General features: G+C 59.2%; 31 protein-coding genes and 1 other RNA gene. 21 read left to right on the forward strand and 11 right to left on the reverse strand.

The window, feature by feature from the left end; all coding sequences use genetic code 11:
- Positions 1-109 precede the first annotated feature (109 nt).
- The 5 genes from ABHV46_RS12325 to ABHV46_RS12345 all read left to right on the forward strand — a co-directional run bounded on the left by ABHV46_RS12325 (position 110) and on the right by ABHV46_RS12345 (position 2,886).
- Positions 110-721: an FMN-dependent NADH-azoreductase gene (locus ABHV46_RS12325; protein ID WP_438381698.1), complete on the forward strand. Its 612-nt coding sequence runs from the start codon at positions 110-112 to the stop codon at positions 719-721.
- Positions 722-762: 41 nt separating this feature from the next.
- Positions 763-1,386 carry a YceI family protein gene (locus tag ABHV46_RS12330; protein WP_438381699.1) on the forward strand — a complete coding sequence of 208 codons (624 nt, stop codon included), beginning with the start codon at positions 763-765 and terminating at the stop codon, positions 1,384-1,386.
- 25 nt (positions 1,387-1,411) lie between these two features.
- Entirely contained in the window at positions 1,412-1,999 is a 588-nt protein-coding gene (locus tag ABHV46_RS12335) for a cytochrome b (RefSeq protein WP_336946828.1), read from the forward strand.
- A gap of 1 nt (position 2,000) precedes the next feature.
- Positions 2,001-2,576 carry a YceI family protein gene (locus ABHV46_RS12340; protein WP_336946829.1) on the forward strand — a complete coding sequence of 192 codons (576 nt, stop codon included), beginning with the start codon at positions 2,001-2,003 and terminating at the stop codon, positions 2,574-2,576.
- An 85-nt stretch (positions 2,577-2,661) separates the two neighbouring features.
- Positions 2,662-2,886, forward strand: coding sequence for a hypothetical protein (locus ABHV46_RS12345; RefSeq protein ID WP_336946830.1), 225 nt, complete (start codon positions 2,662-2,664; stop codon positions 2,884-2,886).
- Between the two features lie 40 nt (positions 2,887-2,926).
- On the opposite strand, the gene ABHV46_RS12350 is transcribed toward ABHV46_RS12345, so the two are convergent.
- From ABHV46_RS12350 to ABHV46_RS12360, 3 genes are read right to left on the reverse strand one after another with little or no spacing between them, the layout of a single operon-like run.
- Positions 2,927-3,319, reverse strand: coding sequence for a VOC family protein (locus ABHV46_RS12350; protein ID WP_025840970.1), 393 nt, complete (start codon positions 3,317-3,319; stop codon positions 2,927-2,929).
- A 45-nt stretch (positions 3,320-3,364) separates the two neighbouring features.
- Complete coding sequence (locus tag ABHV46_RS12355; protein ID WP_438381701.1) at positions 3,365-4,456, reverse strand: AbrB family transcriptional regulator; 1,092 nt, start codon at positions 4,454-4,456, stop codon at positions 3,365-3,367.
- 10 nt (positions 4,457-4,466) lie between these two features.
- Positions 4,467-5,033 (reverse strand): hydrolase, encoded by a 567-nt coding sequence (locus ABHV46_RS12360; RefSeq protein WP_438381702.1) that lies wholly within the window; start codon positions 5,031-5,033, stop codon positions 4,467-4,469.
- 104 nt (positions 5,034-5,137) lie between these two features.
- Between ABHV46_RS12360 and ABHV46_RS12365 the strand changes: the two genes are divergently transcribed.
- Positions 5,138-5,668 (forward strand): TetR/AcrR family transcriptional regulator, encoded by a 531-nt coding sequence (locus ABHV46_RS12365; protein WP_438381703.1) that lies wholly within the window; start codon positions 5,138-5,140, stop codon positions 5,666-5,668.
- A gap of 48 nt (positions 5,669-5,716) precedes the next feature.
- Here ABHV46_RS12365 and ABHV46_RS12370 read toward each other — a convergent pair whose 3' ends face one another.
- Together ABHV46_RS12370 and ssrA are read right to left on the reverse strand one after the other, a co-directional pair.
- Positions 5,717-6,238 carry an SspB family protein gene (locus ABHV46_RS12370; protein WP_438381704.1) on the reverse strand — a complete coding sequence of 174 codons (522 nt, stop codon included), beginning with the start codon at positions 6,236-6,238 and terminating at the stop codon, positions 5,717-5,719.
- 90 nt (positions 6,239-6,328) lie between these two features.
- Positions 6,329-6,648: a transfer-messenger RNA gene (gene ssrA / locus ABHV46_RS12375) on the reverse strand.
- A gap of 101 nt (positions 6,649-6,749) precedes the next feature.
- Between ssrA and thyX the strand changes: the two genes are divergently transcribed.
- Positions 6,750-7,658, forward strand: a complete 909-nt coding sequence (gene thyX, locus ABHV46_RS12380) for an FAD-dependent thymidylate synthase (RefSeq protein WP_438381705.1) — start codon at positions 6,750-6,752, stop codon at positions 7,656-7,658.
- Positions 7,659-7,662: 4 nt separating this feature from the next.
- Positions 7,663-7,899, forward strand: coding sequence for a hypothetical protein (locus ABHV46_RS12385; protein WP_438381706.1), 237 nt, complete (start codon positions 7,663-7,665; stop codon positions 7,897-7,899).
- Between the two features lie 21 nt (positions 7,900-7,920).
- On the opposite strand, the gene ABHV46_RS12390 is transcribed toward ABHV46_RS12385, so the two are convergent.
- Positions 7,921-8,244, reverse strand: coding sequence for a hypothetical protein (locus tag ABHV46_RS12390; protein ID WP_438381707.1), 324 nt, complete (start codon positions 8,242-8,244; stop codon positions 7,921-7,923).
- A 75-nt stretch (positions 8,245-8,319) separates the two neighbouring features.
- On the opposite strand from ABHV46_RS12390, the gene ABHV46_RS12395 reads away from it, so the two are divergent.
- On the forward strand, positions 8,320-8,601 hold the full coding sequence (locus tag ABHV46_RS12395; RefSeq protein WP_438381708.1) for a hypothetical protein: 282 nt from the start codon (positions 8,320-8,322) through the stop codon (positions 8,599-8,601).
- A gap of 78 nt (positions 8,602-8,679) precedes the next feature.
- Positions 8,680-9,294, forward strand: a complete 615-nt coding sequence (locus tag ABHV46_RS12400; RefSeq protein ID WP_438381709.1) for a hypothetical protein — start codon at positions 8,680-8,682, stop codon at positions 9,292-9,294.
- Between the two features lie 38 nt (positions 9,295-9,332).
- Here the strand turns inward: ABHV46_RS12400 and ABHV46_RS12405 are convergent, their stop codons facing one another.
- Complete coding sequence (locus ABHV46_RS12405) at positions 9,333-10,274, reverse strand: hydrogen peroxide-inducible genes activator (protein WP_438384394.1); 942 nt, start codon at positions 10,272-10,274, stop codon at positions 9,333-9,335.
- Between the two features lie 145 nt (positions 10,275-10,419).
- Between ABHV46_RS12405 and ahpC the strand changes: the two genes are divergently transcribed.
- From ahpC to ABHV46_RS12425, 4 genes are all read left to right on the forward strand, one after another.
- A complete protein-coding gene (gene ahpC / locus ABHV46_RS12410; protein WP_336946840.1) occupies positions 10,420-10,983 on the forward strand; it encodes an alkyl hydroperoxide reductase subunit C in 564 nt (187 codons plus the stop codon).
- Between the two features lie 99 nt (positions 10,984-11,082).
- Positions 11,083-12,642: an alkyl hydroperoxide reductase subunit F gene (gene ahpF, locus ABHV46_RS12415; protein WP_438381710.1), complete on the forward strand. Its 1,560-nt coding sequence runs from the start codon at positions 11,083-11,085 to the stop codon at positions 12,640-12,642.
- Between the two features lie 73 nt (positions 12,643-12,715).
- Entirely contained in the window at positions 12,716-13,816 is a 1,101-nt protein-coding gene (locus tag ABHV46_RS12420) for a DNA topoisomerase IB (protein ID WP_438381711.1), read from the forward strand.
- A 65-nt stretch (positions 13,817-13,881) separates the two neighbouring features.
- Positions 13,882-14,865 (forward strand): aldo/keto reductase, encoded by a 984-nt coding sequence (locus ABHV46_RS12425; RefSeq protein ID WP_438381712.1) that lies wholly within the window; start codon positions 13,882-13,884, stop codon positions 14,863-14,865.
- Positions 14,866-14,910: 45 nt separating this feature from the next.
- Here ABHV46_RS12425 and ABHV46_RS12430 read toward each other — a convergent pair whose 3' ends face one another.
- The 3 genes from ABHV46_RS12430 to ABHV46_RS12440 all read right to left on the reverse strand — a co-directional run bounded on the left by ABHV46_RS12430 (position 14,911) and on the right by ABHV46_RS12440 (position 17,623).
- Positions 14,911-16,335 (reverse strand): calcium-binding protein, encoded by a 1,425-nt coding sequence (locus tag ABHV46_RS12430; protein ID WP_438381713.1) that lies wholly within the window; start codon positions 16,333-16,335, stop codon positions 14,911-14,913.
- 290 nt (positions 16,336-16,625) lie between these two features.
- On the reverse strand, positions 16,626-17,162 hold the full coding sequence (gene dps / locus ABHV46_RS12435) for a DNA starvation/stationary phase protection protein Dps (protein ID WP_336946845.1): 537 nt from the start codon (positions 17,160-17,162) through the stop codon (positions 16,626-16,628).
- Positions 17,163-17,245: 83 nt separating this feature from the next.
- Positions 17,246-17,623, reverse strand: coding sequence for an AtzH-like domain-containing protein (locus ABHV46_RS12440; RefSeq protein WP_438381714.1), 378 nt, complete (start codon positions 17,621-17,623; stop codon positions 17,246-17,248).
- A 49-nt stretch (positions 17,624-17,672) separates the two neighbouring features.
- On the opposite strand from ABHV46_RS12440, the gene ABHV46_RS12445 reads away from it, so the two are divergent.
- Complete coding sequence (locus ABHV46_RS12445) at positions 17,673-18,884, forward strand: MFS transporter (RefSeq protein WP_438381715.1); 1,212 nt, start codon at positions 17,673-17,675, stop codon at positions 18,882-18,884.
- 24 nt (positions 18,885-18,908) lie between these two features.
- Here the strand turns inward: ABHV46_RS12445 and ABHV46_RS12450 are convergent, their stop codons facing one another.
- Complete coding sequence (locus ABHV46_RS12450) at positions 18,909-21,413, reverse strand: glycosyltransferase family 2 protein (protein ID WP_438381716.1); 2,505 nt, start codon at positions 21,411-21,413, stop codon at positions 18,909-18,911.
- Positions 21,414-21,532: 119 nt separating this feature from the next.
- Between ABHV46_RS12450 and ABHV46_RS12455 the strand changes: the two genes are divergently transcribed.
- From ABHV46_RS12455 to phoB, 6 genes are all read left to right on the forward strand, one after another.
- Positions 21,533-22,501: a glycosyltransferase family 2 protein gene (locus ABHV46_RS12455; RefSeq protein ID WP_438381717.1), complete on the forward strand. Its 969-nt coding sequence runs from the start codon at positions 21,533-21,535 to the stop codon at positions 22,499-22,501.
- Between the two features lie 137 nt (positions 22,502-22,638).
- Positions 22,639-23,613, forward strand: coding sequence for a phosphate ABC transporter permease subunit PstC (pstC, locus tag ABHV46_RS12460; protein ID WP_438381718.1), 975 nt, complete (start codon positions 22,639-22,641; stop codon positions 23,611-23,613).
- Entirely contained in the window at positions 23,610-24,479 is an 870-nt protein-coding gene (pstA, locus tag ABHV46_RS12465) for a phosphate ABC transporter permease PstA (protein ID WP_438381720.1), read from the forward strand. Before pstC ends, pstA begins: the two co-directional genes overlap by 4 nt.
- 19 nt (positions 24,480-24,498) lie before the next feature.
- Positions 24,499-25,305: a phosphate ABC transporter ATP-binding protein PstB gene (pstB, locus tag ABHV46_RS12470; protein WP_336946851.1), complete on the forward strand. Its 807-nt coding sequence runs from the start codon at positions 24,499-24,501 to the stop codon at positions 25,303-25,305.
- Positions 25,306-25,336: 31 nt separating this feature from the next.
- Positions 25,337-26,053, forward strand: coding sequence for a phosphate signaling complex protein PhoU (gene phoU / locus ABHV46_RS12475; RefSeq protein ID WP_336946852.1), 717 nt, complete (start codon positions 25,337-25,339; stop codon positions 26,051-26,053).
- On the forward strand, positions 26,050-26,745 hold the full coding sequence (gene phoB, locus ABHV46_RS12480) for a phosphate regulon transcriptional regulator PhoB (RefSeq protein ID WP_025840958.1): 696 nt from the start codon (positions 26,050-26,052) through the stop codon (positions 26,743-26,745). The genes phoU and phoB overlap by 4 nt, the downstream gene beginning before the upstream one ends.
- Positions 26,746-26,837: the final 92 nt, after the last annotated feature.

Raw genomic sequence — 26,837 nt, forward strand, 5'->3', positions numbered from 1 at the left:
GACTGTCGAGATGGGTCACAATGTGGGACGGTCACGAAGACAAAGCGGTCGGTGGCTGTCTATCAGCTGCGCCGGGCTGCTTCTTTCGATTGGAAAAGGCGAAGTCCTCATGAAGATTCTTCATCTCGATTCGAGCATTCTGGGTGACAACTCGGCGAGCCGTGCGCTCTCGGCAGAGACCATTGCCCAGCTCAAGAAAGCGCATCCGGAGGCCGAGATCACCTATCACGACCTCGCCGCTCACCCGATTCCTGAACTTGGTTCGGGTCATGTAGCCGCACGCTTCGGCGCCGAAGTGACGGATGAGAGTCTCCAGGCCGATCTGGCACGCGGCAATGCCCATATCGACGAGCTGCTTGCCGCCGATATCGTGGTGATCGGCGTGCCGATGTATAATTTTACGGTGCCTGCCCAACTCAAGAACTGGGTCGATCGTATCATGGTGGCAGGCAAGACCTTCCGTTATGGCGAACAGGGGCCTGTCGGTCTGTTGCCCGAGGGCAAGAAGGCCCTCCTGATTTCGACGCGCGGCGGTCAGTACAGCGCCGGTAGTCCCGCCGCCTCGATGGATCATCAGGAGCCTTACCTCGCCGCCGTGTTCGGCTTCGTCGGGCTGAAGGATCTGACCTGGATCCGCGCCGAGGGGCTGAGCCGTGGTGGCGATGTGCGCGAAAGCGCCATGAGCGCCGCCCGTGCGGAAATTGCCGCTCTTTCGATCTGATTCCACTCTCTGAAACTTATCTGAAAACAGGACCGCTTTTCATGCACAAGACCTTTCTCGCCGGCGCCGCGCTCATCACCGCTCTTTCTGCCGCCGCCGTGCCGCAGGCTCATGCCCAGCAGGGCGGCACGCCTGACCCCAAAGCGGTTCAGTCTGGCAGCTACGCCGTTGAGCCCTACCATACGCAGATCAGCTTCTCGCTGCTGCATATGGGCTTCAGCGATTTCTCGGGTTTCTTCTCGCAGGCTTCTGGCACGCTGACGCTCGACCCGGCGCATATCGAGGCCACGAAGCTCGACGTCACCCTGCCGATCAACTCGGTGCAGACGACGGTTGCCAAGCTCGATGGCGAACTCAAGGGCGCGGACTGGTTCGACGCCGATAAATTCCCGACAGCGCATTTCGTGTCCACCAAAGTGGTCAAGACGGGGGCGAAAACCGCCAATATCATCGGCGATCTGACACTGCACGGCGTGACGCACCCCGTCACGATCAAGGCCCGTCTGATCGGCAGCGGTGTGAACCCGCTCGACAAGAAAGAAACCGTCGGTTTCGAGGGCAATGCCGTCATCATGCGCTCCGCTTTCGGCGTCAGCCGCTATGTGCCGCTGGTTGGCGACAGCGTGACCCTGCATATCGCAGGGGCTTTCGAGCGCCAGTCGTAATCTGGCGCTGAGTCGGGCACCGCAAATGTCGATCACGACGCAACGTTACGGCGCCGTGGCCATGATCCTGCACTGGATCATGGCACTCGGCATACTGGCCCTGCTGGCTATCGGTCTGGTCATGGTTCATGGATCGCTCGATCCGGGAACCATGTTCCGCCTGTTCCAGCTTCATAAATCGATCGGGATCACCATCCTGTTCGCGGCCCTGCTCCGTCTGGTCTGGCGTCTCCTTCACCGCCCGCCAGCCTTGCCCGCAAGTATGGGGTTGCGTGAAATCCGTCTCGCAAAGCTCGGTCACGCCCTGCTTTACGGTGAGATGTTTTTTCTCCCCCTGAGCGGCTGGGCGCTGGTATCGAGTTCGGTCTTTGCCATACCGACCGTTTTGTTCGGGGTTATTCCCTGGCCCGATCTGCCGGTTCTGTCCCATCTTCAGGATAAGGCTCCGGTCGAGGCCGTGTTCACCACGCTGCACGCCTATGGAGCGTATTTCCTGATCGGGGTGCTGGCGTTGCACATCCTTGCGGCATTGCGGCACCATTTCGTTCTACGCGATGCCGTGCTGCTGAGAATGCTGCCCCCTTTCCGAAAAACCAGAGTCGAGGACCGTTGAAATGATGTCTGCCCTCAAGGCCTTCGCGCCAGCATGCGTTCTGCTCGGCGCACTCGCCAGCCACACCACCGCGCAGGCGGCCGAATGGCAGGTTGAGAAAGACCATAGCCAGCTCGGTTTTTCAGGCACCCAGACAGGGTCGGCCTTCAAGGGTGTCTTTACGCGCTATGAACCGCTTATCACGCTTGATCCCGCCCAGCCGGAAAAGGCGCATATCGAGCTGAGCATCGATCTTGCGAGCGCAAAGACAGGTGACACCCAGCGCGACACGGCCCTGCCGGGAAGTGACTGGTTCGATATCGCGCATTTCCCCAAGGCGCATTTTGTCTCGACAAGCCTGCGCCAGATTACCGGCGAGCATTACCAGGCCATCGGCACGCTGACGCTGCGTAATCTCACCCATCCCGTCACACTCGATTTCACGCTGCATATCGAGGGTAACAAGGCTCATGCCCAGGGGCAGGCCGCTTTCTCACGCGCCCTGTTCGGTGTGGGGCAGGGGCCTTGGGCATCGGGGCAGTGGGTCGGATTGCCCGTGACCGTCACCTTCGATTTCGTTGCCGATCAGGCAAAGTGACGCTGTGTGCGTTCCTTATTCCGGGGGGTGAAGTGACGGGCGGAATGGATTAGACAGGACAGGCCAATTTCGAAGGAGATATGTCATGTCTTATGCTGCGCTCGACGCTGCCCGCGTTGCCAAAGCCGCCAAGTCTGCCCTGGTTGCCCTCGGGCAGGTCAAGGAACAATCCGAAACCCATGTGCGCAAGACCGTCATGGTTGAGCGCATCGAAGCCCTCGCTGCTGCTGCTGCCGAGACCTCGTTGCCCGGTGGCGGTCTGGTCACGCTGACCTCGGAAGAATTCTGGCTGATCAGCAAGAACTGGTAAGGCCGCGCGAAGCGGGCGGGGCCCAGGCCCCGCTTTCGTCCTATCCCTGATAGGATGCGATCTCGATCAGGTTCTGATCAGGATCATGGATATAGACCGAGGTGATCGGTCCAAGGGCGCCAATGCGGATGACAGGCCCCTCGATAACGACCACACCGCATTTTTCCAGATGGCGCTGAATATTTTCTGAATCGATGGCTGTCGTGAAGCACAGATCGCTTACGCCCGGCGCGGCGCGTTCGGCAGTGGTCCAGCCCTCTGAATCAGCAGGCCGCAGATTGATCTTCTGACCGCCAAAGCTCAGCGAAACACGATTATTGCGACCGTATTCCTCGATTTCCATGCCCAGAACGCGCTGATACCAGTTGGCGGAAAGCGCGCGGTCACGAACCGTGAGAACGATATGGTCGAGGCGATCAACGGTAAAACGCATGAGGGCCGAACTTTCGCTGACAGAGGCTCATCGAACAGAAGCTGTTCAAGCACTATCAGGCTTGCGCCCTTCCTGACTAGCGGCGGATGCGTCTTCGCCGGGCAGGAAGCGGGTGAGATAGGTCGCAATGCCCGGCGCCACAACGATCAGAATCATGAAGCGGGCAATCTGCATGGCCATGACGAAGGGCATATCGATTGGTGTCGAGGCGGCGATAATGGCGACGGAATCGGCTCCACCTGGGCTGGTGGCCAGATAGGCACTCAGCAGATCGACATGCGCAATATGCGCCAATGGCCAGGAAAGCAGGGCGCAGCCCAGAATCAGGATGCTGGTAGAGAGAGTGACGGCAGGCAGGGCGCGCCAGACATGGTGCACCACATCTCCGGTAAAGCGTCGCCCGATCATCCAGCCAATGATCACATAGCTCGGTGCCAGCAGCCAGAGCGGCAGCCTGTAATGAAAGCCGAGGCCGGTCTGAACGATCAATCCGCCTGCGAGACTCAGCAGCAGCGGGGCTGCGCCGAGCCTGACCAGAGGGGTGACCAGAGCCGTCACAGCCACAATGGCCAGGCAAGGCCACCAGGGCAGATCGGGTCCTGATGTCAGGGTAAGGGCGGTACCGCGTGTCGTCACGACGAGATGCGAGACAATCGAGGTGGCCAGTGTGACAAGAAGAACGCGCAGATAGACCATGAAGGCGACGAGGCGCTGATCGGCGCCATAGCTTTCGCAGAGCAGCGTCATGGCCGTGGCGGCACCGGGAGAGGCTCCCCAGAGCGCCACATTGCCCGGCATGACCCGCAGTCGCGCCAGTATCCAGCCGAGCGTGAAGCTGAGAACGATGACCGAAAAAACGCCGCCGAGAAAAATGGCCCATTGCGCGGCGACTTCATGCAGCACTTTCAGCGTCAGGCTATGCGCCATGAGTTGCCCGATCACAGCCTGCGCCAGAGGCGGCAGCCGTCGATCGAGCGGTATGTCTGCGCCCGACACGGCCACGATGATCGCGGCAATCATGGGGCCGACCAGAAACGCGGCAGGGAAACCTGCAAGAGCAAGGCCAGCGGTCAGAAGCGCGGAGAGCCCCCCCAGCCCGGCAAGCGTCCTTACTCTCCTTCGCGCTCTGGTCGTCATGATCATGCCCTCATGCCGTGAAGCTGATCTCGTTGGTACGTGTCACACGGCAAAGCCGCGGAAAGACGCTCTTGAAAGCCATCTCATGCAGGTCCTTGTCGAGAGAGGTGCAGCCATCCTCGGGGACCACGAGATCATAGCCGAGTTCCCAGCCATGACGCAGGGTTGATTCAACGCCGAAATTCGTGGCGATCCCGGCAAGAATGACCGTCCTGATGCCACGACGACGCAGCTGTAGATCCAGATCCGTTCCGGTAAAGGCGCCCCATTGATGCTTGAGCACGACCAGATCGCCATCCTGTTGCAGATCGGGCGCAAAATCGCTCCAGTCAGCGGGAAGCGGTGCTGCGGAGGAGAGGGGAGCATCGACATTCTGCGGCGGCGCGTCGGCAAAATCACGTGCGAAACCGACATGAACGAGCACCACCGGCACACCGGCATCGCGCGCTCTCTGGGCCAGAGCCCTGTTCCTTTCCAGCACGTCTTTGCCGGAATAGGGGGTAACAGGCATACTCAGAATGCCTTTCTGGAGGTCGATCAGAACGAGCGCCGTCGTTTTGGGGTCAAGAGCAAGCATGGGAGCACCTTCCGCTTATGAGCACGTCACCCTCCACTTATGCGAGGGAATCCTCGCATAAGTCAAATGCTATCGCGCCCAAAAGGCAGCGCGGGCGTGAGCGCGTGGCACGTATTCTCGATGCGGCCGGGGCGTTATTCATCGAAAAAGGGGTCGATGGCGCGACCATGACCGAAATCGCGTCGCGCTCAGGCACGGCGATCGGCTCGCTCTATCGTTTTTTCCCAACCAAGGAGAGCCTGTCTCTCACCCTGCTTGAGCGCTTCATCCACGACCGATTGGCGCAGCTCGATGAAATCTGCGCAGAGGCGAAGTCGGGCGAGAGCGAGGCGGTGGCAGACCTGTTGCTCGGCGTTTGGCTCGCCAGGCGTGAAGAGCGGGACTACACGACGCTGCTTCTGGCAGCGCGCCCCGATGCCGAGCAGTCAGGCCAGGCATGGCGCGAGCAGTTTCTGGCACGGGTCGTGGCTGTTCTGCAAAAAACCTGCCCTCAGGCGCGGGAAACCGCAGCCGCGCGGGGCATGGTGCTGCTTCACGTGCTCAAGCTGGCACCGCAGCTCGTGAAGGGTGAAGGGCAGGAGGCGGTCGAGGCGGAAATCCGCAAGCTCGTCCTGTCGCTTGTCAGGGCATCCTGAGACCCTGAACGAGCCGACGCAGAACATGTCGGCCCGTGGGAAACGCAATCAGTGGGGGCGCTTGCGGAAGGCGTCGAGGCTCACGACCTGACCTTCCTCGCCCGATGCCGGGTGGGCAGAGTCTTCCGGTGTTGCGGCTTCGGGTTCTTCAACCTCTGTCGCCATCTCGCTCGGTGCCACCGTAAAGCGCAGCGCCATGCGGATATGCGGATCGGCAAAGGCGGTAATCGCCGCGAACGGAATCACCAGCACGCTGCCGATCCCGCCGAAGGAAAGCCCGACCGAGACCGTCATCGCCTCGCGATCGACCTTCAGATCCCAGAACTGATGCTGAAGCACGATGGTCATGTCATGCGGGTATTGCGCGCGCAGACGATCGGGAATGATCACGCCGGGATAATCGGTCAAAAAGGTGAGATAGAAATGATGCTCGCCCGGCAGCCCTTCAGCCCCAGCATAGTCGAGCGCGCGCAACATGACCTCGCGATAGGCATCCTCGACCCACTCATCATAGGGAAGCAGGCTTTCTGGCAATTCGTGATCCATGCCGTCGCCCTGATCGTCGCTCATTCCAACCCATCCATTTTTCGAAAAACGATCGCTCAGGGATGCGACGTTTCATGCCTCATGGCAAGGGCAGCGAGCGTGGGATGGGGATAAAGTGGGAGGGCTTCTGTTGCCCGGTGCCCTCCCGAACCGCGCTTATCGCTTATGCAGCGACAGCGAGCACCTTTGTGTTATCATTGGCACTTGTGATTTAGCCCGATAACGGTGGTACAATACCGAGCAAAAGATAAGTCTTTACCACGCACGTCGAGCCTGTTTCGTCCCCTGACTTTCCAGAAGGAAAGAATGGTGGAGACGCCGGGCACTGCCCCCGGGTCCGTAACGATTATTCCACTTACCGTTTATCGCCATAGCCAAGGGCAAGCCCTCCGGCACCGACGCATATAGGCGCTCCTTCCCCTGTCGGCAAGGGGCGATATGAGCAGTTCTAAGGGCGTGGAGTGAGTCATGCAGACTGCGTTGAGACGGCATCGAACGGTGTCATAACCGGGCGTCTTGTGGTAAGCCTCACCCCATGCCGCTGACACCAGAACAACGCGCCGAGATCGACGCCTCCCGCCTTGCGCCCTCCCAGACGAGCCGGCCCACCGTGCCCGCGCTTGAGGCGCTTCTTTTCACCCCTATCGAGCTGCTCGACCACGGATTCGTCCGCGTCGTCGATTACATGGGCGATGACGGGGCCGTGGTTCAGGCCGCCCGCGTTTCCTATGGTCGTGGCACCAAGAAGGTTTCTGAAGATACCGGGCTGATCCGCTATCTCATGCGCCATCGCCATTCGACGCCGTTCGAAATGTGCGAGATCAAGTTCCATGTGAAACTGCCGGTCTTCGTGGCCCGTCAGTGGATTCGCCATCGCATGGCGAGCGTGAACGAATATTCGGCCCGCTATTCGATTCTCGACCGCGAATTCTATCTGCCCGAACCCGGTCAGGTTTCGGCCCAGAGCGTCTCGAACCGTCAGGGTCGGGCAGAGGCGCTCTCGCCCGACAAGGCGGCAGAGGTGCTCGACCTGCTGCGTCAGGATGCGTCGCGTTGCTACGAAAATTACGAGACCATGCTCGACCCGGAAGGTCTGGGCCTGGCGCGCGAACTCGCCCGCATGAATCTGACGCTCAATACCTACACGCAGTGGTACTGGAAGATCGATCTTCATAACCTGCTGCACTTCCTGAGCCTGCGTGCCGACAGTCACGCCCAGTACGAAATTCGCGTCTATGCCGAGGCGATGCTCGACGTGCTGCGTGCCTGGGTGCCGATCACGGCGGCTGCCTTCGAGGAATACCGCCTGGGCGCGTTCACGTTCTCGGCCGGGATGATCGACGTGCTGCGTCGTCAGATCGCCGGTGAGGCGGTCACCCAGCCCGACTCAGGGCTGAGCAAGCGCGAATGGGAAGAAATGCAGGCCGTTCTGGGAAAAGGCTGAGAGGGTGACCGATCTTCATCGGATCATGCAGGAGGGGGTTCCTGACCCGGAGCCCCCGAAGAAACTGCCCTCGATCATGCCATGGGCGCTGGTGGCTCTCGTTCTGGTTCTGATTTCGCTCGGCATCCGGCTGTTCTGGCCCGTTCCGGGTTCGCAGCCCTTGCCGCAATGCTCCGATCAGGTTCAGACTCAGGAGGCCTGCGTTCGTAAGGCACCGCAAAGCGACTCCGCTTCGCATTGAAGCGGTGCCTTGTTCAGCCGCTCAGCCTTTCAGGCCCATCCACCCAGGATGACGCTGCTCGATCCAGAGCAGCAAGCGCCCGCTCAGGCGGCGCAGAAACGGGATGTCTTCCGCCAGCAGAAAAAAGCCGAGCGGGAGCATCCACACGCCGAGTATCGGCAGAAAAGCCAGACATCCCCCGATCATGAAGAGTATCCCCGCCGGGATTCTCACCCAGCCACGCGACGGGGCAAGCAGCCAATGGGTGAGTTGTTTCAGCCGGTCCGGCAGTCTGTCGAGCAGAAGGTTCAGACGGCGCTGTCTTTCCTGTTCTTCGGAATGCGCTGTTTGCGAGGTGTTTGTCACGGTGAATTGCCCTCCGCCGGTCCTGTCGAAAAAGTGAGACGAGTCTACCGGCGTGCAAGGGAAACTCGCCCAGGAGTGGAAGGTTCTGCCTGCAAGCCGGAAATGAATAACCGGTTCATCGTCATGAAGGGCTTGCGGCACATGATGTATCCAACATTGGACAGCCTCTTTGAGGCAATCAAGTCAGGCTCGGTAGGCTTGTCATTCTCGCTGCCGACCTATGGGGGCGCCGAACCGCTAAACGCGCCCGAAATCTGGTCCTGGGATGCCGATCGCTATATGGTCGGCACCTGTGCAGCCGATCTGACGCTTGTGCCTCGTGATCAATGGGGTGGAGAGGTCAGGCTGGAAGGCTGACGCGCCGCATCGTCCCCGATCCCCTGTCGGAGCCGGTCGGATAGGATCGGCTTCGGGGAGAGAGGGGCGATAATTCAGGTGTCAGTCGGTAAGATCGTCTCTTCTTCATCCCTGACGGCGCTGCTCCTCTGTGCCTGCACACCTTCACCGCCCGCTCACCCCGACGATATCTGCTCGGTCTTTCATGAAAAACGCGGCTGGTATCACGCGGCCTTACGTGAAGAGAAAAAATGGAACGTCCCCTTCTCCGTTCCCATGGCCATCATGTACCAGGAATCGGGCTTCCATAGTAATCTGCACACCAAGAGGACCTATGTTTTCTGGTTCATCCCCTGGGGTTACATAACCACGGCCTACGGTTACCCCCAGGCCAAGACGGATATCTGGCGGGATTACGAAAAGGCCACCGATACCAGCGCCAGCCGCGAAGATTTCGCCGATTCGCTCGACTTCATCAATTGGTATGTCACCAATACCAAGAAGCAGGCCAAGGTGCCCGTGACGGATGGCATGAGGCAGTATCTGGCCTATCACGAAGGCTGGGGCGGCTATCGCAAGCGTTCTTATGCCAGCAAGGGCTGGCTGATGACTGTGGCCCGCAAGGTGGGCGCACGCGCCAATGTCTATGCAGCGCAATATGCGAGCTGCGAGAACGATCTCAAGGATAAGGGTTTCTGGAGCTGGCTGTTCTGAGGCGCTCTGACGAGAGCGTTTCTGATCCCGTCAGGTCATCATTCCGCCGCCGCAGGTAGGCAGCCTTCCGGGATTTTGCTGGCAAGGAAGGCAGCAAAATCACGAAAGGCCGGGCCGCGTGGGTCTGAGCTGCGCCAGACGAGTCCGATCTGGCGGCTGGCCGGGGTCATGGGGCGCATGACGACCAGATCGTCCCATTCGGCCCGGTTTCTGAGCGCCAGTTGCGGAATGAGCGAATAGCCTTCTCCGGCGCCGATCATGTGCCAGAGCATTTCGAGACTTGTTGCCAGACGCTGCTGATCGCGCATGGGCATCATGCCGCAGACGGCCAGTGCCTGATCGCGCAGGCAATGCCCGTCTTCGAGCAGAAGCAGCCCGTTTTCATTGTGGTCGCTGGCCAGATCCTCCATCGTCAGGTTTTCCTGCCCGGCAAGGGGGTGGTTGCGCGGAAAAACCGCCACGAAAGGTTCTTCGAAAAGGGGAGCCGTCTCGAAGCTTTCGCCTGAAATGGGCAGGGCGGCGAAAACGAGATCGAGCTCGTTCTGACGCAGTTTGGCCAGCATGTTCTGGGTAAGACTCTCCGTCAGTTGCAGCCGCAGCTCAGGATAGGCGCGGCGCAGCAGAGGCAGCAGGCTCGGCACATAATAGGGGCCGAGCGTTGCGATCACCCCCATGCGCAGCAGGCCTTCGAGCGGGCCGGTGCGGGCGCGTGCGGCCTCGATCATCGAGCGGGCAGAGGCCAGAACCTCACGACCCATGGCGATCAGCCGGATACCGTCCGGCGTCGGAGCCACATGGCGGCGCGACCGCTCGAACAGCGTAACGTCAAGCAGCAGTTCGAGCTTGCGCACCTGCTCCGACAACCCTGCCTGGCTGACGCCGCAGCGTTCGGCAGCGCGTGAGAAATTGCGCAGATCATCAACCGCAACAACGTATTCGATATCGCGCAGGGAGAGGCCTGAAAGAGGAATATAGGTCATACCCATAGATAGGACCAATCCTTGTGTCAGAGGAAAGAGGTTTTACCGATAACTGCCATTGACAGAAACGATTTCCGAAGCGTTCGTATCCATGGGACAGTCTCCCCGTCATCAAATAGAGATGTGCAACTCAGGAGCATAAGACATGCCACGCATCAATTCGTCAGTGAAGCCTTTCGAAACCGACGCTTACCACGACGGCAAGTTCGTCAAGGTGTCGGACGCCGACGTCAAGGGAAAGTGGTCCGTTTTCTTCTTCTATCCGGCGGACTTCACCTTTGTCTGCCCGACTGAACTCGAAGACCTCGCCGAGAATTACGAGACCTTCAAGCAGCTCGGCGTCGAGATCTACTCGGTCTCCACCGACAAGCATTTCACGCACAAGGCGTGGCACGACACGTCGCCGGCTATCGGCAAGATCAAGTATGTCATGCTTGCTGACCCCACGGGCACCATCAGCCGCAACTTCGACGTCATGATCGAAGAAGCTGGCATGGCCGATCGCGGGACATTCCTGATCGATCCGGAAGGCAAGATCCAGTACATCGAAGTGACCTCGGGTGGCGTCGGTCGTTCGGCTGCAGAGCTGATCGAAAAAATCCGTGCGGCTCAGTACGTCGCCTCGCATCCGGGTGAAGTCTGCCCCGCAAAGTGGAAAGAAGGCGAAGCCACCCTTTCCCCGTCGCTCGACCTGATCGGCAAGATCTGAGGTCGTTATGACCCGGCGCCTCGCGCCGGGTCATTTCCCGCACGGCCTATACGCGCCGCTCAGCGGTGCAGTTTTTCGGAAAAGAGCAGGATAAAGCTGATGTTGCAGGACACCATCAAGTCACAGCTTACGACTTATCTGGCCAATTTGGCCCACCCTGTCGTGCTCGAAGCCTCCCTCGACAGCAGCGACAAGGCGCGCGAAATGCGTGACCTCTTGCATGAAGTGGCTGCCCTTTCCGAAAAACTGTCCTTCTCCGAAGAGGGCGTCAGCGAACGTCGGCCTTCTTTCGTTATCCGCCGGGCCGATCTGCGGCAAGGCGTGAGCTTTGCCGCCATTCCCATGGGGCACGAGTTTACTTCTTTTGTGCTGGCGCTTCTTCAGGCTGGTGGGCACCCGCCCAAGATTTCCCCCGAGATTGCAACACAGATCCAGAATCTTGCGGGTGATTTCCGCTTCGAGATTTTCGTCTCGCTCTCCTGCCAGAATTGCCCCGATGTGGTGCAGGCGCTCAATGCGATGAGCGTGCTGAACCCGGCGATACAGGTGACGACCATAGATGGCGCACTCTTTCAGGAAGAAGTCGCCTCCAAGAACATCATGACCGTGCCGCAGATTTATCTGAACGGCATGGTGTTCGGCTCAGGTCGTATGGATGTCGAGCAGATCCTTGCCAAGCTCGATGACGATGCGCCGCGCCGCGCCGCAGAGCGCCTGAAAGATATGCCCGCCTTCGACGTTCTGATTATCGGCAGCGGTCCGGCGGGGGCGTCTGCGGCGATTTATGCGGCGCGCAAGGGGTTGCGCACGGGGCTGGTCGCCGATCGCTTCGGCGGGCAGGTCATGGATACGGCTGGCATCGAGAATTTCATCTCCATCAAGGAGACCGAGGGGCCGAAGCTTTCTGCCCAGCTCGAAGCACATGTGCGCTCTTACGATGTCGAGATCATTTCCGGTCAGCGCGCCAAGGAATTATTCCCCACGGCACAGCCCGGCGGGTTGCATGGTGTAGCGCTGGAAAGCGGCGCGATCCTGCATAGCCGCACTGTCATTCTTGCGACGGGTGCCCATTGGCGTCAGCTCGGCGTGCCGGGCGAGGAGCAGTATCGCACGAAGGGTGTGGCCTATTGCCCGCATTGCGACGGTCCGTTCTACAAGGGCAAGCGCGTTGCCGTTGCCGGTGGTGGCAATAGCGGCGTCGAGGCGGCGATCGATCTGGCCGGTATCGTTGGTCATGTTACGCTGCTCCAGCGCAGTTCGAAGCTGAAGGCCGACAAGGTGCTGCAGGACAAGCTGCTGAGCCTGCCCAATGTCACCGTGCTGACCGAGGCCCTGACGTCGAAGATCGAGGGTGACGGTACCAAGGTCAATGGCCTTACCTATCGCGGGGGAGACGGCAAGGATCATCATATCGACCTTGAAGGTGTATTCGTTCAGATCGGCCTGCTGCCGAATACGGAATGGCTGCGTAATACGCTGGCGCTGAACGATTTCGGCGAGATCAGGGTGGATGATCACGGTGCCACCTCGGTGCCGGGCGTGTTCGCTGCTGGTGACGCGACCACAACACCCTACAAGCAGATCGTGATTGCGGTCGGTGAGGGGGCCAAGAGCGCTCTGTCGGCTTTCGATTATCTGATCCGTCTGCCGGGCAACTGATACGCGCTGAAGGAAAGGCTGCAACCATCGGCCCTTTCCTGCGCTCTCCCCCTCCCGGATGGGAGAGCGCTTGATGACTGACGACACGACACCGAATGCCGAGCAGGAAGCCCGCGATCATGCGAAGGCGGCCCGGCTGGTCTATGTAGACCGCGCCAGACCCGGCATTACGCGTCATCGGGCGGGGCGCGGCTTTTTCTATCGAAACACTCAGGGTGAGCGCATTACGGATGAGGCGGAACTCAAACGTCTCAAGTCGCTTGCCATCCCCCCAGCCTATGGCGATGTCTGGATCTGCGCCAATCCGAGGGGCCATCTTCAGGCTGTCGGCAAGGACAAGCGCGGTCGGCTGCAATATCGCTACCACCCTCGCTGGCGTCTCGTGCGCGACGAAGACAAATTCGCGCGCATGCTCGTCTTCGGCGAAAAACTTCCCGAAATTCGCCGGCGTGTGGATGAAGATCTGCGCCACCCGCAACTCGACCGCAGACGCGTACTGGCGGCGGTGGTGCGGCTGATGGAGCGTACGATGGCGCGCATCGGTAATGAGAGCTACGCCAGAGAGAACCGCAGCTTCGGGTTGACGACGTTGAGGCATCGTCATGTGAAGCTGAAGGGCGGACAGATCGCGCTCGATTTCAAGGGCAAACACGGAATCGAAGCGCATCTTGCGGTCAAGGATCCGCGCCTCGTTCGCGTGCTGACGCGTTTGCAGGATCTGCCGGGGCAGAAGCTCTTTCAGTATCTCGACGACGAAGGGGAGCGACATGACATCCACTCCCATGACGTGAACGCCTATCTGCAGGAAGTCACGGGTGAGGACATCACGGCCAAGGATTTCCGCACCTGGGCCGCTACGCATCTCGCTGCCCTGACCCTGTCGAGCCTCGAACAAAGCGACACCAAGGCACGTGCCAAGAAGAACGTGCTGCGGACGATCGAACAGGTGGCAGCGCAGCTCGGCAACACGCCCTCGGTCTGCCGCAAATGCTATATCCATCCCCAGATATTGACCGGCTATCTGGATGGCTCCTTGCGCGAGGCCTTTGCGACCAAGGCAGAGATCCTGCTTGAAGGCGAGGCGGGCGCTCATGCGCTTTCTGCCGACGAGACCATGATGATGGGCTATCTCACAAGGCTCTTGCGTAAACCCTCCGGCGGTAGCCGCGTCTGAACGCAACCATGAGCCGGCGCATGCTTTCTCTGCTACGAGACAGCGAGGTGGGGAGGGGGCAATAGATGGATTATCGTATTCTCGGATCGTCGGGATTCAGGGTTTCGGCACTTGGGCTGGGCTGCATGGGTATGAGCCAATCCTATGGTGCCGCTGACGAGCAGGAGAGCCTTGCAACGCTGGACCTTGCCATAGAGCGCGGTATCACCTTGTTCGATACGGCCGAAATCTACGGCCCTTTCGCCAATGAAACGCTGCTGGGTCGCGCTCTCGCATCACGGCGCAGTCGTATCAGGATCGCCACCAAATTCGGCTTCAGGATCGAAAACGGCAAGGCGAACGGGGTGGATAGTCGCCCTGACCACATCCGTGATGTCGTCGAAGCATCGCTCAAGCGTCTTCAGACCGACAGGATCGACCTGCTCTATCAGCATCGTGTCGATCCCGCCGTGCCGATGGCGGAAGTCGCTGGCACGGTCGGGCGCCTGATCGAAGAAGGGAAGGTTCTGCATTTCGGCCTGTCCGAAGCTGGTGTGACCGCCATACGTGAGGCTCATGCCGAGTGCCCGGTCACGGCAGTTCAGAGCGAATATTCCCTATGGGAACGCAATGTCGAGACCGATATCCTGCCTGTGTTGCGCGAGCTTGGCATCGGCTTCGTGCCTTTCAGCCCGTTGGGGCGCGGCTTTCTGACAGGAACGGCGCAGCCAGCGGAATCCTATCCCGCAACCGATTTTCGCCATACGGACCCGCGCTTCATGGGGGCGAGCTACGAGGCCAATATGAAGGCAGCTGCCTGTGTCGGCGTTGTGGCTTCGCGCCATAAGGCTAGCCCGGCCCAGGTTGCTCTGGCCTGGCTGCTCGCCAAGGGGCCGGATATCGTGCCGATACCGGGCACGAAGAAAACGCGTTATCTCGATGAAAATCTTGGCGCTCTGGATATCCGCCTGAGCGATGAGGATATGGCCGAACTCGACAAGGCGCTGACGGCCGAGCATGTGGCAGGCGCACGTTATAACGAGGGGAATATGGCGCTCGTCAATCGCTGAGCGGCGGGCCCGGACCGGCCGCAATCTGGCAGGTCCGGCGCTGCTCTAGCTGATGATGATATTCGACGCGTTCAGATCGGTCACGCCCATGAAAGTGACCTTCATGTTGTTATCCAGCATGATCGCTGTGTTGCCGCCTTGGACGGTCGCGGTGGCAAGCAGGCTTTTGACGGCGGCCTCGGCATCCTCGGGCTTGTAATTATACATGAAGAACTTGTTCCCGCTTGCTGCAGCAAAATCGGTGATCGTGATATCGCCCGCTGTGTGGCCAGCAAGAACACCGAAAGTGTTGGCTGCGCCACTGCCGCCTGTGACTGTCGCATTGCTGGCATCCGTGTTCCCGCCATATTCGGTGCCGAACACAAAATGATCGGCGGCCTGTCCACCGATAACAGTCTGATTGCCAGCGCCGGTCCAGGCGTCAAACGTGCCTTGCGATGACGACGCATCGATCAGTTCGTTGCTGCTCGATCCCAATTGATTACCGGTCCACAGAGCGGAGCTCCCCGCAGTAACCGTCGCTGAAAGGTCGTTTGCCCCCCAGAGCGTGCTTTGCGCGGCCGAAATTCTTGTGTCGCCTGTGCCCGCAATGAATTGCAGTGAGCCTGAGACGCTGATCGTCTGGTTGCTGCCATAGAGCACCGACAGATTTCCCAGCGCCGACACGGTATCATTCTGAGCGCCTGATAATGTGCCGTTGGCACCGGAGAAGATGACGGTCGAGCCTTGGCCCGCCTGTACAGTGCTGTTATCGCCAACGGTAATCAGGCTGCCGATCGTTGCATTGTCATTCACCAGTGAGCCACTACCGAGCGAGACAACCGATTTACCGGCAACCAGTGTAATGGTGTTGCTGCCCCCTTCAGCGCCCGTGATCGTGTCCTGTCCTTCCGACGTTACCGTATTGGTGCCCTGTTGTAGCGTGATGACATTGTTACCGGCACCGGCATCGATAGTATTGATGCCATTCGTGGCAAGGATGGTATCGTTGCCTTCGGCTGTGAGAATGGTCCAGCTTGCGCTCCGGGTGCCACCGTTGAAAAAATTGTCGCCGCTTACTGCCAGAAAGCTGCCATTGCCGGCGCCCGCCTCGTAGGTCAGCCCGGCGGTGCTTCCACCCAGCACAGAAAGAATGCCTGTGGGCATGACGTTCGATCCGTCAATCGTAACGCGCTCATTCAAAGTCACATTGGGGTCAGACGCGGTACTTAAGGCACCTGCGCCAAGAAAATCATAGGTGCCAGTAGGCGAGTAGCTACCGCCTGTCGTGACAAAACCGCCATAAATCTGACCATGAGCGTCGTGCTCTGTGGGCACACCGGGTGAAAGAAGTACCGTCGTGAGATCGTCGCGCGCATAGGCATCTGACATCTGCCTGGCATAGACCTCCGCGAGATCCTGCGCTTTGCCGCCAGTGACAGTGACGTGAATCGCGGTGCCGGAGCTTCCAACGATCGTGACAATGGCCATGATATCTTACTCTCATGTTGATAGCCCGTGGGCGGCATGAGTATTATGTCGTTAAAGAACCGTGGCCGTGATTTACAGTTAAGTTATTTTCATAAGATTATCAATAATTTGTAGCACTGTATCGTTAAAAATCATCAAAAATATATTTTCTTATTAAATTATAAAATAATCAGAGGGGATTTCCTCCCCGCTGAGACGAGTTACTGAACGAAAAGTCAAAAAAAATCTCTGCCCCCTTTCGGAAGCAGAGATCTCTTTATCTCTCTGAAATAATTGAGAGAAAGCCGTGCTCAGCGTGCGCCGGTATGGTCTCCATCGCGCATCTGGCCGGTTGGCTCCTGTGTATGGGCCTCAAGGAACCAGAGGTGCTTGTCGAGTGCGCGCGAGGCTTCGGTGAACAGGTCGGCCGTGTCAGCGTCACCGGCTTCATCCGTGATGTCGATCGATTCACGGACGTTGTTTGCCACCGTTGCATAGCGGTCGATCAGCGCCGAGATATGGTCTGCGATCTTGTAGATATCGGTCGGATAGGGCGTGCAAGCCGATTTCTTGGTCACGTCCTGCGTGGTGCCATACGCAGTGCCGCCCAGCTGAACGGCGCGCTCTGCCACTTCATCGACCAGGTTATCTACGCTGTCGCGGAACCCGTCGAGCATTTCGTGAACACCGATGAACTGCGGACCCTTGAGATTCCAGTGGGCCTGCTTGGTGATCAGCGCCAGATCGATCAGATCGGCGAGGCGAGCATTCAGTGTCTCGATCGAGACGGTCTTTGCATTCGACTTGAGAGCATTCTGTGTCGTGTGCATCGCATGTTTCGTTGTCATGGTTTCACCCTTACGATTTGGCTATCGGACATTCGCAGAAAGCGATGACGATGGAACGTGCATGATATGGGTCGGTTTCGTGGTCAGACAAGGAAAGACACATGCGCAATCAGAACGCGCCAGGTGTCTTTCTGCCGAATCCAGGTCTGGCTCTGTCGACCGGTCTGGTTCGTTCGCAGATTTTTGAAGATGATCGTAACGCAGCCTGCATGAGGCCCGAGAGCGACGATTTCTCGTCTCAGGCGCTCGCGTGGCGGGGCGCCTCCGGTCCGATGGCGGCGGAAAACGGCGATCTCTTCGGGACCGAACAGATTTTCGGTCGCCCCGAGCCGGATCACGTTCGGGTCGTCGCAGAACAGTGCGTCGAGTTTTGCGACATCATTTTGCGCCAAAGCCTCTTCGTATTGATCCGAAGCTAGGGTAAGGGCTGAAATCGTCTCGGGGTTGGCGGTGAGGTCCATGGGCGCGCCCTGATTCAAGTATATAATTGAGAGAATGGCTGAGGGTGGCATGAGCGGCTTGAGATCTGGCGATCTGGCTCGGTCGGTGCGCGATATACGCATCATATTTTTTAGTCTGGGTCTTGGGGCCTTCGCAATCGGTACGGCCGAATTTGCCGCGATGAGCCTCGTGCCCATGATCGCGCATACATTCGGTGTGAGCGATCCTGAAGCAGGTCATGCCATCGTGCTCTATGCAGCAGGTGTCTGCATCGGAGCGCCGACCATCGCCCTGTTCAGCGCCGGTATCAGCCGACGCACCATGCTCATCAGCATGATGCTGTTCTATATGCTGGGCAACGGATTGAGTGCGATTGCGCCCAATTACGCGCTGTTTCTGGTGTGCCGTTTTATAAGCGGCCTACCGCATGGCGCCTATTTCGGCATTTCCAGCATTCTGGCCTCGTCGCTGGTGCCGCCCAACAAGCGATCTCAGGCCGTCGGCCGCGTCATTCTCGGTCTGACGATCGCAACGATCGGTGGCGTGCCGCTGGCCAATGGTATCGGACAGCTTATCGGCTGGCGCTGGGCCTTCGGCCTTATCGCGACCCTGGCGCTCTGCACCGCCCTGCTAATCGTGCTTTTTGCCCCCAAGGACGCGCCCCGCAAGGATGCCAGCATTCTCAACGAGTTCACAGCTCTCAAGATCAGGCAGGTCTGGCTGACTCTGGCGATCGGCGCTGTGGGTTTCGGCAGTGTGTTTTGCGTTTATACCTATCTCGCTTCCATCATGATCAACGTCACCCAGGTGCCTGAATCGTATGTGCCGATCATGCTGGCTGTTTTCGGCGTGGGCATGACCATCGGAACGCTGGTCTGTGCGTGGCTCGCCGATCACAAGATGATGCCGACCCTTGCCGGTGTGCTGCTGATGGGGGCTGCCTCCATGGCCGGATTTCCTGAGGCCTCGCATAAATTCATCCCGCTTGCGATCAATGTCTTCATGATCGGCGCAAGTGGCGGTCTGGCCACCATTGTCTCCGCACGTCTGCTGACGGTGGCGGTAGGGGCAGAGGGGCTCGCCGCAGCGCTCAATCAGAGCGCGTTCAACATTGCCAATGCCGTCGGGCCGTGGTTGGGCGGTCTGGCCATTTCGGCCGGGCTGGGCTGGACGTCTGTCGGCTGGGTGGGGCTGGCGCTCTCTCTCGGCGGCTTTGTGATCTATCTGATCAGCATTGCTGAGGAGTTCAAGACGCGAAAAAATACGCCGCCAGGCGTGTGAAAAAGGGGCTTCGGCCCCTTTTTTTTATGTGCTGCGCGGGTCGACGAGATCGAAGAAAGGCTGCAGATCGACCGTGAAAAAGCGCGGGTAGGCGGGATCGTGCTCATAAATCGTCTGGCCAGCCCAGCGCTTTTGCATGACCTGTCCCTCTTCGAAGAACCGTGCTTCATGCTCGGGTACATCGTCGGAGCCGCGTGTCAGGCTCTCATGATGGTCCGCGACAGCTTCGGCGCAATAAATGATGCGGTATCCGGCAGAGCGCATTCTGAGGCAGAGATCGACATCGTTATAGGCGATCTTCAGGCCCACTTCATCGAAGCTTCCGACCTCTTTGAAGATGTCGCGACGCACGAGCATGCAGGCGGCGGTCACTGCGGTGACTTCATGGCTAAGGAGAATGCGCCCGATATAGCCGTAATCCTCGGGGCCGCAGCCACGATGGGCGTGGGCACCCACACCAGCCGGACCGACGACGACACCGGCATGCTGGATGGTCTGGTTCGGGTAAAGCAGACGTGCCCCGACGGCGGCCACACGGTCACCCGCCAGCGCCTCGTTCATCATCAGGCGCAGCCAGTTCTTCTGGTCGACGAAAACGTCGTTGTTCAGGAAGAGCAGATAATCCGATTGACAGGTCTGGGCCGCAATATTGTTCAGACGTGAGTAGTTGAACGGCTCTTCGATGGTCAGAAAACGGATATTTGCGCGATCGCCGAATTCTTCCATGAAAAGTCGCGCCTGTGGCGTGACCGACCAGTTATCGACCAGAACGATTTCGAAGCTGGCGTAATCCGTATTCTCAAGCAGCGCTTCGACACAGCGCCGGGTGATGTCGATCTGGTCCTTGAACGGAATGATGATCGAGACCGACGGGGTGTCGGTCAGCCGCCAGTCCACGCGATAGAGCGTCAGCCCGTTTATTGAGGAAACAGCGGCCTTGTAGCCGCGCCGCGTAAGATGATCCGAGACGGCCTTCACCCCGGCCGCGATGGCATAATTCTTGTTGCCAACCGTCACCGCCGTCGAATTGGGGGTCATGCGCCAATGATAAAGAAGCTCAGGCACATGGGCGATCCTGTCATTGGGCAGGATCTCGCAGGCGCGTAGAATGAAATCGTGATCCTGCGCCCCGTCATATTCTGCTCGCAAAAGCCCGACCTCATGCATGGTCGCGGTCTGAATCATGGTCAGATGACAGATGTAATTGCAGCCCAGCAGATAGCGGTAGTTGAAATCCGGTTTGAAGTTGGGTGATTGCCAGTTATTGGCCTGATCGACCTTGTCTTCATCCGAATAAAGCAGAAGGGCGCCGGTCTCCTGCATCTTGCGCATCATGGTTTCGAGCGCAACATCGACCATCATGTCGTCATGGTCGAAAAAGACCGTATACTGTCCTTTCGCCGCCTTCATCCCCTCATTGGTAGCGCCCGAAATGCCGAGATTCCTCTTGAGTGGCAGGACGCGAATGCGGCTGTCCTTCGCAGCGAAATCCTGCATCAGGGCTGTGGTCTGGGGGCAGACCATCCCATCATCGATCAGGATGAGCTCCCAGTTTCGCCAGGTCTGGCTGATGACCGAGTTGATGGCCGTCACGTAGTCGGCTTTGAGCGGTTTGTATGTCGGGCAGAGAACGGTGACGAGCGCTTCTTCTGCGATCGGCGCCTTGATGCGCAGCATCGCCGTTCGCTCGCGCAATGCGGCGTAATAGAGCGACGCCCAGCGGTCGTAATTGCCGAGATTATAGCCTGCCTGAGGGATGGCGCTGCGTATTTCCGTGCGAAGCTTCGTCAGCTCGCGATGTAGCTTGTCGATGGTTTCCGCAATATCGAGCAGGCGGGTTTCGAGCGCATCATCGGCGATGGAGCTGGTGAACGGGCTCCCCATGAGCTCCTCGCCCTCGGGCAGGACCTTCACAGAGAAGCTGCGGGGCGACGAGCCACGAAAGCGTTGCGGGATAGGGATATCGAAGCCGCAATTCGGATTGCAACCGACGGCGGCCGCCACGTCGCCGCGATAACGATCGGCTTTGACCTGCGCTACCAGAACGCCATTGGCAGAGACTGAAACCACACAGTCGCCCCGCCACTCTTCCTCGCCCGGCATTTTCTGCAGGATCCAGCCCTTGAGCGACCCTTGCTTGATGCCGTCGACGCAGCTTGTGTATTCAGGCTTCAATTCTATTGTAAAAACATGGACGAATGCCCCTTTTTCGTCACCCGTCTGGTCCGCATTGCGGATCGCGCTACGGTCCGGGAGGCGAATGGAAAGCTGATGTGGCTTCCCGTCCATGAATTTCGCTGGGATGGAAAAGATGAATCCGAGACGATTATGAGGAGTTCTGAGGGCCGTCTGCACGTCGCTGCGTGGTTGTTCCGCAACGATCTGGGCGATTTCCTGACCGTCGATGAGGATATGCAGTCGCGCCGGAGTGTTGGGATCGAGCCTGTTGAACGCCCACCCCGTAAGCGTATCTTTCTGGAAGCCATCGAAATAACCGATGAAAGGGCTGTTGACGGGGGCAGCTGGCATAATCTGTCTTTCGTATCGGCCGGATCGAACGCTTGGGCGGGTCGTTACTGCCAGAATTGCCGTAGTTCAGGCCCCTTGGCTAGGTAAAAGCCTGAATTGAGCACGCGAAGAGGTCATTCATGACATTACTGCCCAGAATTCAGGTTGTGATGATGCAGCGTGATGAGGGCTCTGCCCTTTTGGCATGGCTTTCCTATTACGGGCATGTTTTTGGCTTCGACAATTTGACAGTGTGCGATAACGGTTCACGCGATCCTTTCACTCTGCACTTGCTCAAGCATGCCGAGCGCTGCGGGGTGACGGTCAGGCGCGATCTTGATGACCCGAGCGATTTTCATGCCAAGGGTCTGCATTTCGCAGAGCAATTCAGGACTTGGGATCAGGGGAGTCCCTATGATTTCGCTCTGCCGGTCGATTGTGACGAGTTTCTCGTCGTGATCGGTGATGAAGGCATCTCGACGGATCGCGCGCGCATCCTTCAGGAATTCGCGTCCCATCTCGGCGAAAAGCGGGCACTGCGCATCGGCAGTTCGCTGTTCAATATTCCTGCGCAGCCGGGCTGGTTTGCCCTCGACACTTCGTTCATCAAGGGGATGCTGCCCGCGCGCAGTATCGCAGTCATCGATAACGGTCAGCATAATCCGTCCTCCCGCCTTGCGCCAGGTTATGCGCTAACACGCTTTTCGTACCTGCACTGGCATAGTCATGATTTCGAGGAGATGCGCCGCCGAACGCGGGTGAAGTTATCCAATTCCCTGCTCGATCCAACCGATCGCGCCGCGTTGAGGCGCTACGCAGTCACACCCAATCTCCCCGGACGGCATCTCGTCGATATCCTGCTCGAAGACGAGGCGCATTACCTGTCGCGCTATAACGGCATGCTCCATCTCTATCTGCCGTGGGCCAAAGCAGCGTCCGCCTTGCCCACCCATCTCGATAATGCCCCGGTTCTGTTGCGTGACAGCACAATGGCCCAGCCCTGGTCGGGCAGCGCTTACGTGTCGCGAAATCAGGACGTGAAAGGCTGGCCCCTTGGCCCGTTGATGCATTTTCTGCTGCATGGTTGGGGCGAAGGCCGAAAGTTTTGATGGTGTCATGAAATATTCATGTCACCTGATTGGCGAGGCTTGTTGTCTCATCGTGACGGGGAAGCTACACGACAGACTGGCACATGGTGCCTTGTTGACCTGTTTACTTCTTGTCTGAGCCAGGACGTACCGACCGAATGACTAGCGCTGCCGCTCCGCGGACCCAGCCTGCACCGATACAGGAAGCCCGAAAAATCCCGTTCTGGAAGGGCGATCGCCTTTTTCGGCTGCTCGTCGCTGCCTGCGCCCTGCTCGTTCTGGTCTCGCTCGGCGGGCTCGTTCTCACCATGGCATTCGGTGGCAGCAAGGCCTTCAGCACCTTCGGTCCGTCTTTTGTCATTCGCGATATCTGGAACCCGGTCACGAACGAGTACGGTGCGCTAGCGCCTGTTTTCGGCACGATCGGGTCTACGCTCATCGCTGTACTGATCGGCGTGCCCCTGGCTTTCGGGGCAGCCTTCTGGCTGACCAATATTGCGCCGCCTGTGGTGGCCGGTGTGGTGGGCACGGCTGTGCAGCTCCTTGCCGCCGTACCGTCGATCATTTTCGGCATGTGGGGTTTCTTCATTGTCGTGCCGTTCATGGCGCAGCATGTTCAGCCCTTCTTTCGGCATCATTTCGGCCATGTGCCGGGCATTCGCTGGCTCGTCCATGGCGCACCGTTCGGCTACGGCCTGTTGACGGGCGGCATCGTGCTGGCGGTCATGATCACGCCTTTCGTCACGGCGGTCATGCGTGACGTGTTTGCCGTCATGCCGCCCATGCTCAAGGAGAGTGCCTACGGGCTGGGCGCCACGCGCTGGGAGGTCATGCGACGGGTTATCGTTCCCTGGTCGCGTGCGGGCATGATCGGTGGCGTGGTGCTGGGTATGGGCCGCGCCCTTGGCGAAACCATGGCCGTCACTTTCGTGATCGGCAACGCCAATACGATCGGCTGGTCGCTTTTCGCCCCGCGTAACACGGTGGCCTCGCTGGTCGCCCTCGAATTTCCCGAGAGTGCTGCTGGTAGTCTCAAGCTGTCTTCCCTTCTGGCGCTCGGCTTCATCCTGATGCTGCTTTCCTTCACGACCCTTGCGATTGCACGCTGGCTGCTGCGGGAGAAAAAAGCATGAGCAGGACCATGGGAGAGGGCTGGCGCAAGGACCCGCGCGCCACGCAACGCCTGGTAATGGATCGTCTGGCAACAGGCATGAGCTTTGCAGCCACGGGTCTTCTCGTGCTTGCTCTGGCCTCTATCCTGTGGACGCTGCTCTGGAATGGCCTTGCCGGTCTTTCCATAGCGGCACTGATCCATCCGATGGGGCCGCCCGGTAGCAATGGCGGTCTCGCCAATGCCATTCTCGGCAGTGTCATCCAGACGGCTGTGGCGCTCATTATGGCAACGCCTATCGGTCTGGGCTGCGGTATCTATCTTTCCGAATTCGGCAATGGCTCGAAATTTGCGACTTCGGTCCGGTTTGTTTCCGACGTGCTGCTTTCGGCGCCGTCCATCCTGATCGGTCTGTTCGTCTATCTCGTGCTCGTGGCGCCGTTCGGCCATTTTTCCGGCCTCGCCGGATCGGTGGCGCTCGCCATTCTGGCTGTGCCCATCATCGTGCGCACGACTGAAGACATGTTGCGCCTCGTGCCTGTCGCGATGCGTGAGGCTGGCTCGGCGCTCGGTGCGCCGCATTGGCGCGTGGTGCTGTTTCTGTGCCTGCGTTCGGCCCTGCCTGGCGTATTGACGGGAATCCTGCTGGCGCTGGCGCGCGTCAGCGGCGAGACCGCCCCGCTTCTGTTCACCTCTTTGGGCAATCAGAACTGGTCTTTCAGCCTCAACAAACCCATGGCGAGCCTACCGATTGCCATCTACCAATATGCTGGTGCGTCCTATGACGACTGGGTGCGTCTTGCCTGGACCGGCGCGTTGCTGGTCACGCTGGGCGTCCTGAGCATCAATATCATCGTGCGGTTCGGCTTCCGCAGCAAACAGTCATAAGCAAGAGGACGTCACGCTCATGAGCGAAGCCCTGCAGGATATCCCCCTCTCGTCGCAGAATCCGGCCGCGCCCGAGGCTGCGCTCGCCGTACGCGAGCTGGATTTCTATTACGGTGAGAAACAGGCGCTCAAATCCATCACCATGGATTTTCGCAAGCAGAACGTCACCGCCATGATCGGCCCTTCGGGCTGCGGCAAATCGACGCTTCTGCGCATTTTCAACCGCATGTACGATCTCTATCCGGGTCAGAAAGCCACGGGATCTGTGCTTTTCGATGGCGCCAATATTCTCGATCCGGCGCTGGATCTCAACATGCTGCGCTCGCGCATAGGCATGGTCTTTCAGAAGCCGACGCCGTTTCCGATGTCGATCTACGACAACATCGCGTTCGGTGTGCGCCTGCATGAAAAGCTCTCGCGCGCCGAGATGGATGCGCGTGTCGAAGACGTGCTGACCCGTGTAGCGCTCTGGAAAGAAGTGCGTGACCGTCTGAAAGAGCCGGCAGGCGGCATGTCTGGCGGTCAGCAGCAGCGCCTGTGCATCGCGCGCAGCATCGCGACCAAGCCAGAGGTTCTGCTTCTCGACGAACCGACTTCGGCGCTCGATCCGATCTCGACGGCGCGTATCGAGGAGTTGCTCGACGAGCTCAAACAGGATTTCACAATCGCCATCGTGACGCATAACATGCAGCAGGCGGCGCGCTGTGCCGATCAGGTCGCATTTTTCTATCTCGGCTCCCTGATCGAGATGGACAGCGCTGACCGGATGTTCACCAATCCGCGTCAGAAGCAGACTCAAGATTATATCACCGGGCGTTTCGGTTAAGTTATCCCCAAGCGGGTAGGGACAAGCAATTATGCCAGCGGACAGCCTTCACACCGTCAAGAGCTACGAGCAGGAACTCGACCGGATGCGCGCCATGATGGCGCGTATGGGCGGTATCGTCGAAAGTCAGGTGGCTCAGGCCGTTGCCGCTGTGACCGAGCATGACGAAGACGCAGCCCAGGCGGCGCCCGCGCAGGACCCGCAGGTCGATATGCTCGAGCGCGATGTCGAGGCTCTGGCCATTCGCCTGCTCGCGCTGCGCAGCCCCATGGCCGGCGATCTGCGTGAGATCGTGGCCGCGCTCAAGATTACGGGCGATCTTGAACGCATCGGTGATTATGCGGCTTCCATCGCCCGTCGCAGCCAGCGTTTCGATCTGGCCGATCGTCAAATCTCGCTTTCGGGTCTGCGCAGCATGGGCCGGCTGGTGCAGGAAAACCTGCGCCGCGTCATCGACGCCGTGACCCAGCAGGATGCTGACCGTGCCACTGAAGTCTGGCAGGCCGACCGCGAGGTGGACGAGTATTACACGGCCATGTTCCGCGAACTGGTCACCTATATGATGGAAGATCCGCGCAATATCAGCCCCTGCACGCATCTGCTTTTCATCGCCAAGAATTTCGAGCGTATTGGCGATCACACGACCAACATTGCCGAGCGCGTCTATTATGCCGTGACGGGTGAAAACCTGCCTGCCGTGCGCCCGCGCGGCGGTATTGCAGCCGGGGATGATCTGGTTTCAAGATGAGCGGCGGACTCGTAAAGATCGTTGTCGTTGAGGATGATCCATCTCTTCAGCTGATGATACGCTATAATCTCGACAAGCTGGGCTATGACGTCTCGGCTTTTCCCGAGGCCGAACAGGCCTGGGAGCACATCTCGCGGGCGCGACCCGATGCGATCGTGCTCGACTGGATGTTGCCGGGTATGTCGGGTCTCGATCTTTGCCGACGCATCAGAGGAACGTCATCGCTGCACGATCTGCCGGTATTGATGTTGACAGCCCGTGCCGACGAGCAGGACAGCATTCGCGGGCTCGATAGCGGGGCGGATGATTATATCGCCAAGCCCTGCAGCATTGAGGCGCTGGATGCCCGACTGCGGGCGCTGCTGCGTCGCACCCAGCCGGTCAAGCAGAACGTGCTTAATTTCGCCGATCTTCAGCTCGATTTGCAGACGCATCGTGCCGAGCGCAATGGCCGCGCCCTGACGCTGGGCCCGACCGAGTTCCGCTTGCTCGAATTTCTGATGCGCCATCCCAGACGCGTTTTTTCGCGCGAGGACCTTCTGCAGAAGGTCTGGGGGTCGAATGTGCATGTCGAGCTACGCACGATCGATGTGCATATCCGTCGCCTGCGCAGGGCGCTCAATCTGGATGACGAGATGGATTATGTGCGTACCGTGCGCTCCGCCGGTTACGCGCTCGACGATCAGGCCTGAGGGAACGCGGCTCTGACCTTTGCTCTCATTGCGCTTCTCGCGCTTTCGCTTCTGGGGTGGGGTTTTTCGTGGCGCGCCTGGCAGCGTCGGCT

The organism is Asaia sp. BMEF1 (assembly GCF_051628905.1).
Taxonomy (GTDB): Bacteria; Pseudomonadota; Alphaproteobacteria; order Acetobacterales; family Acetobacteraceae; genus Asaia.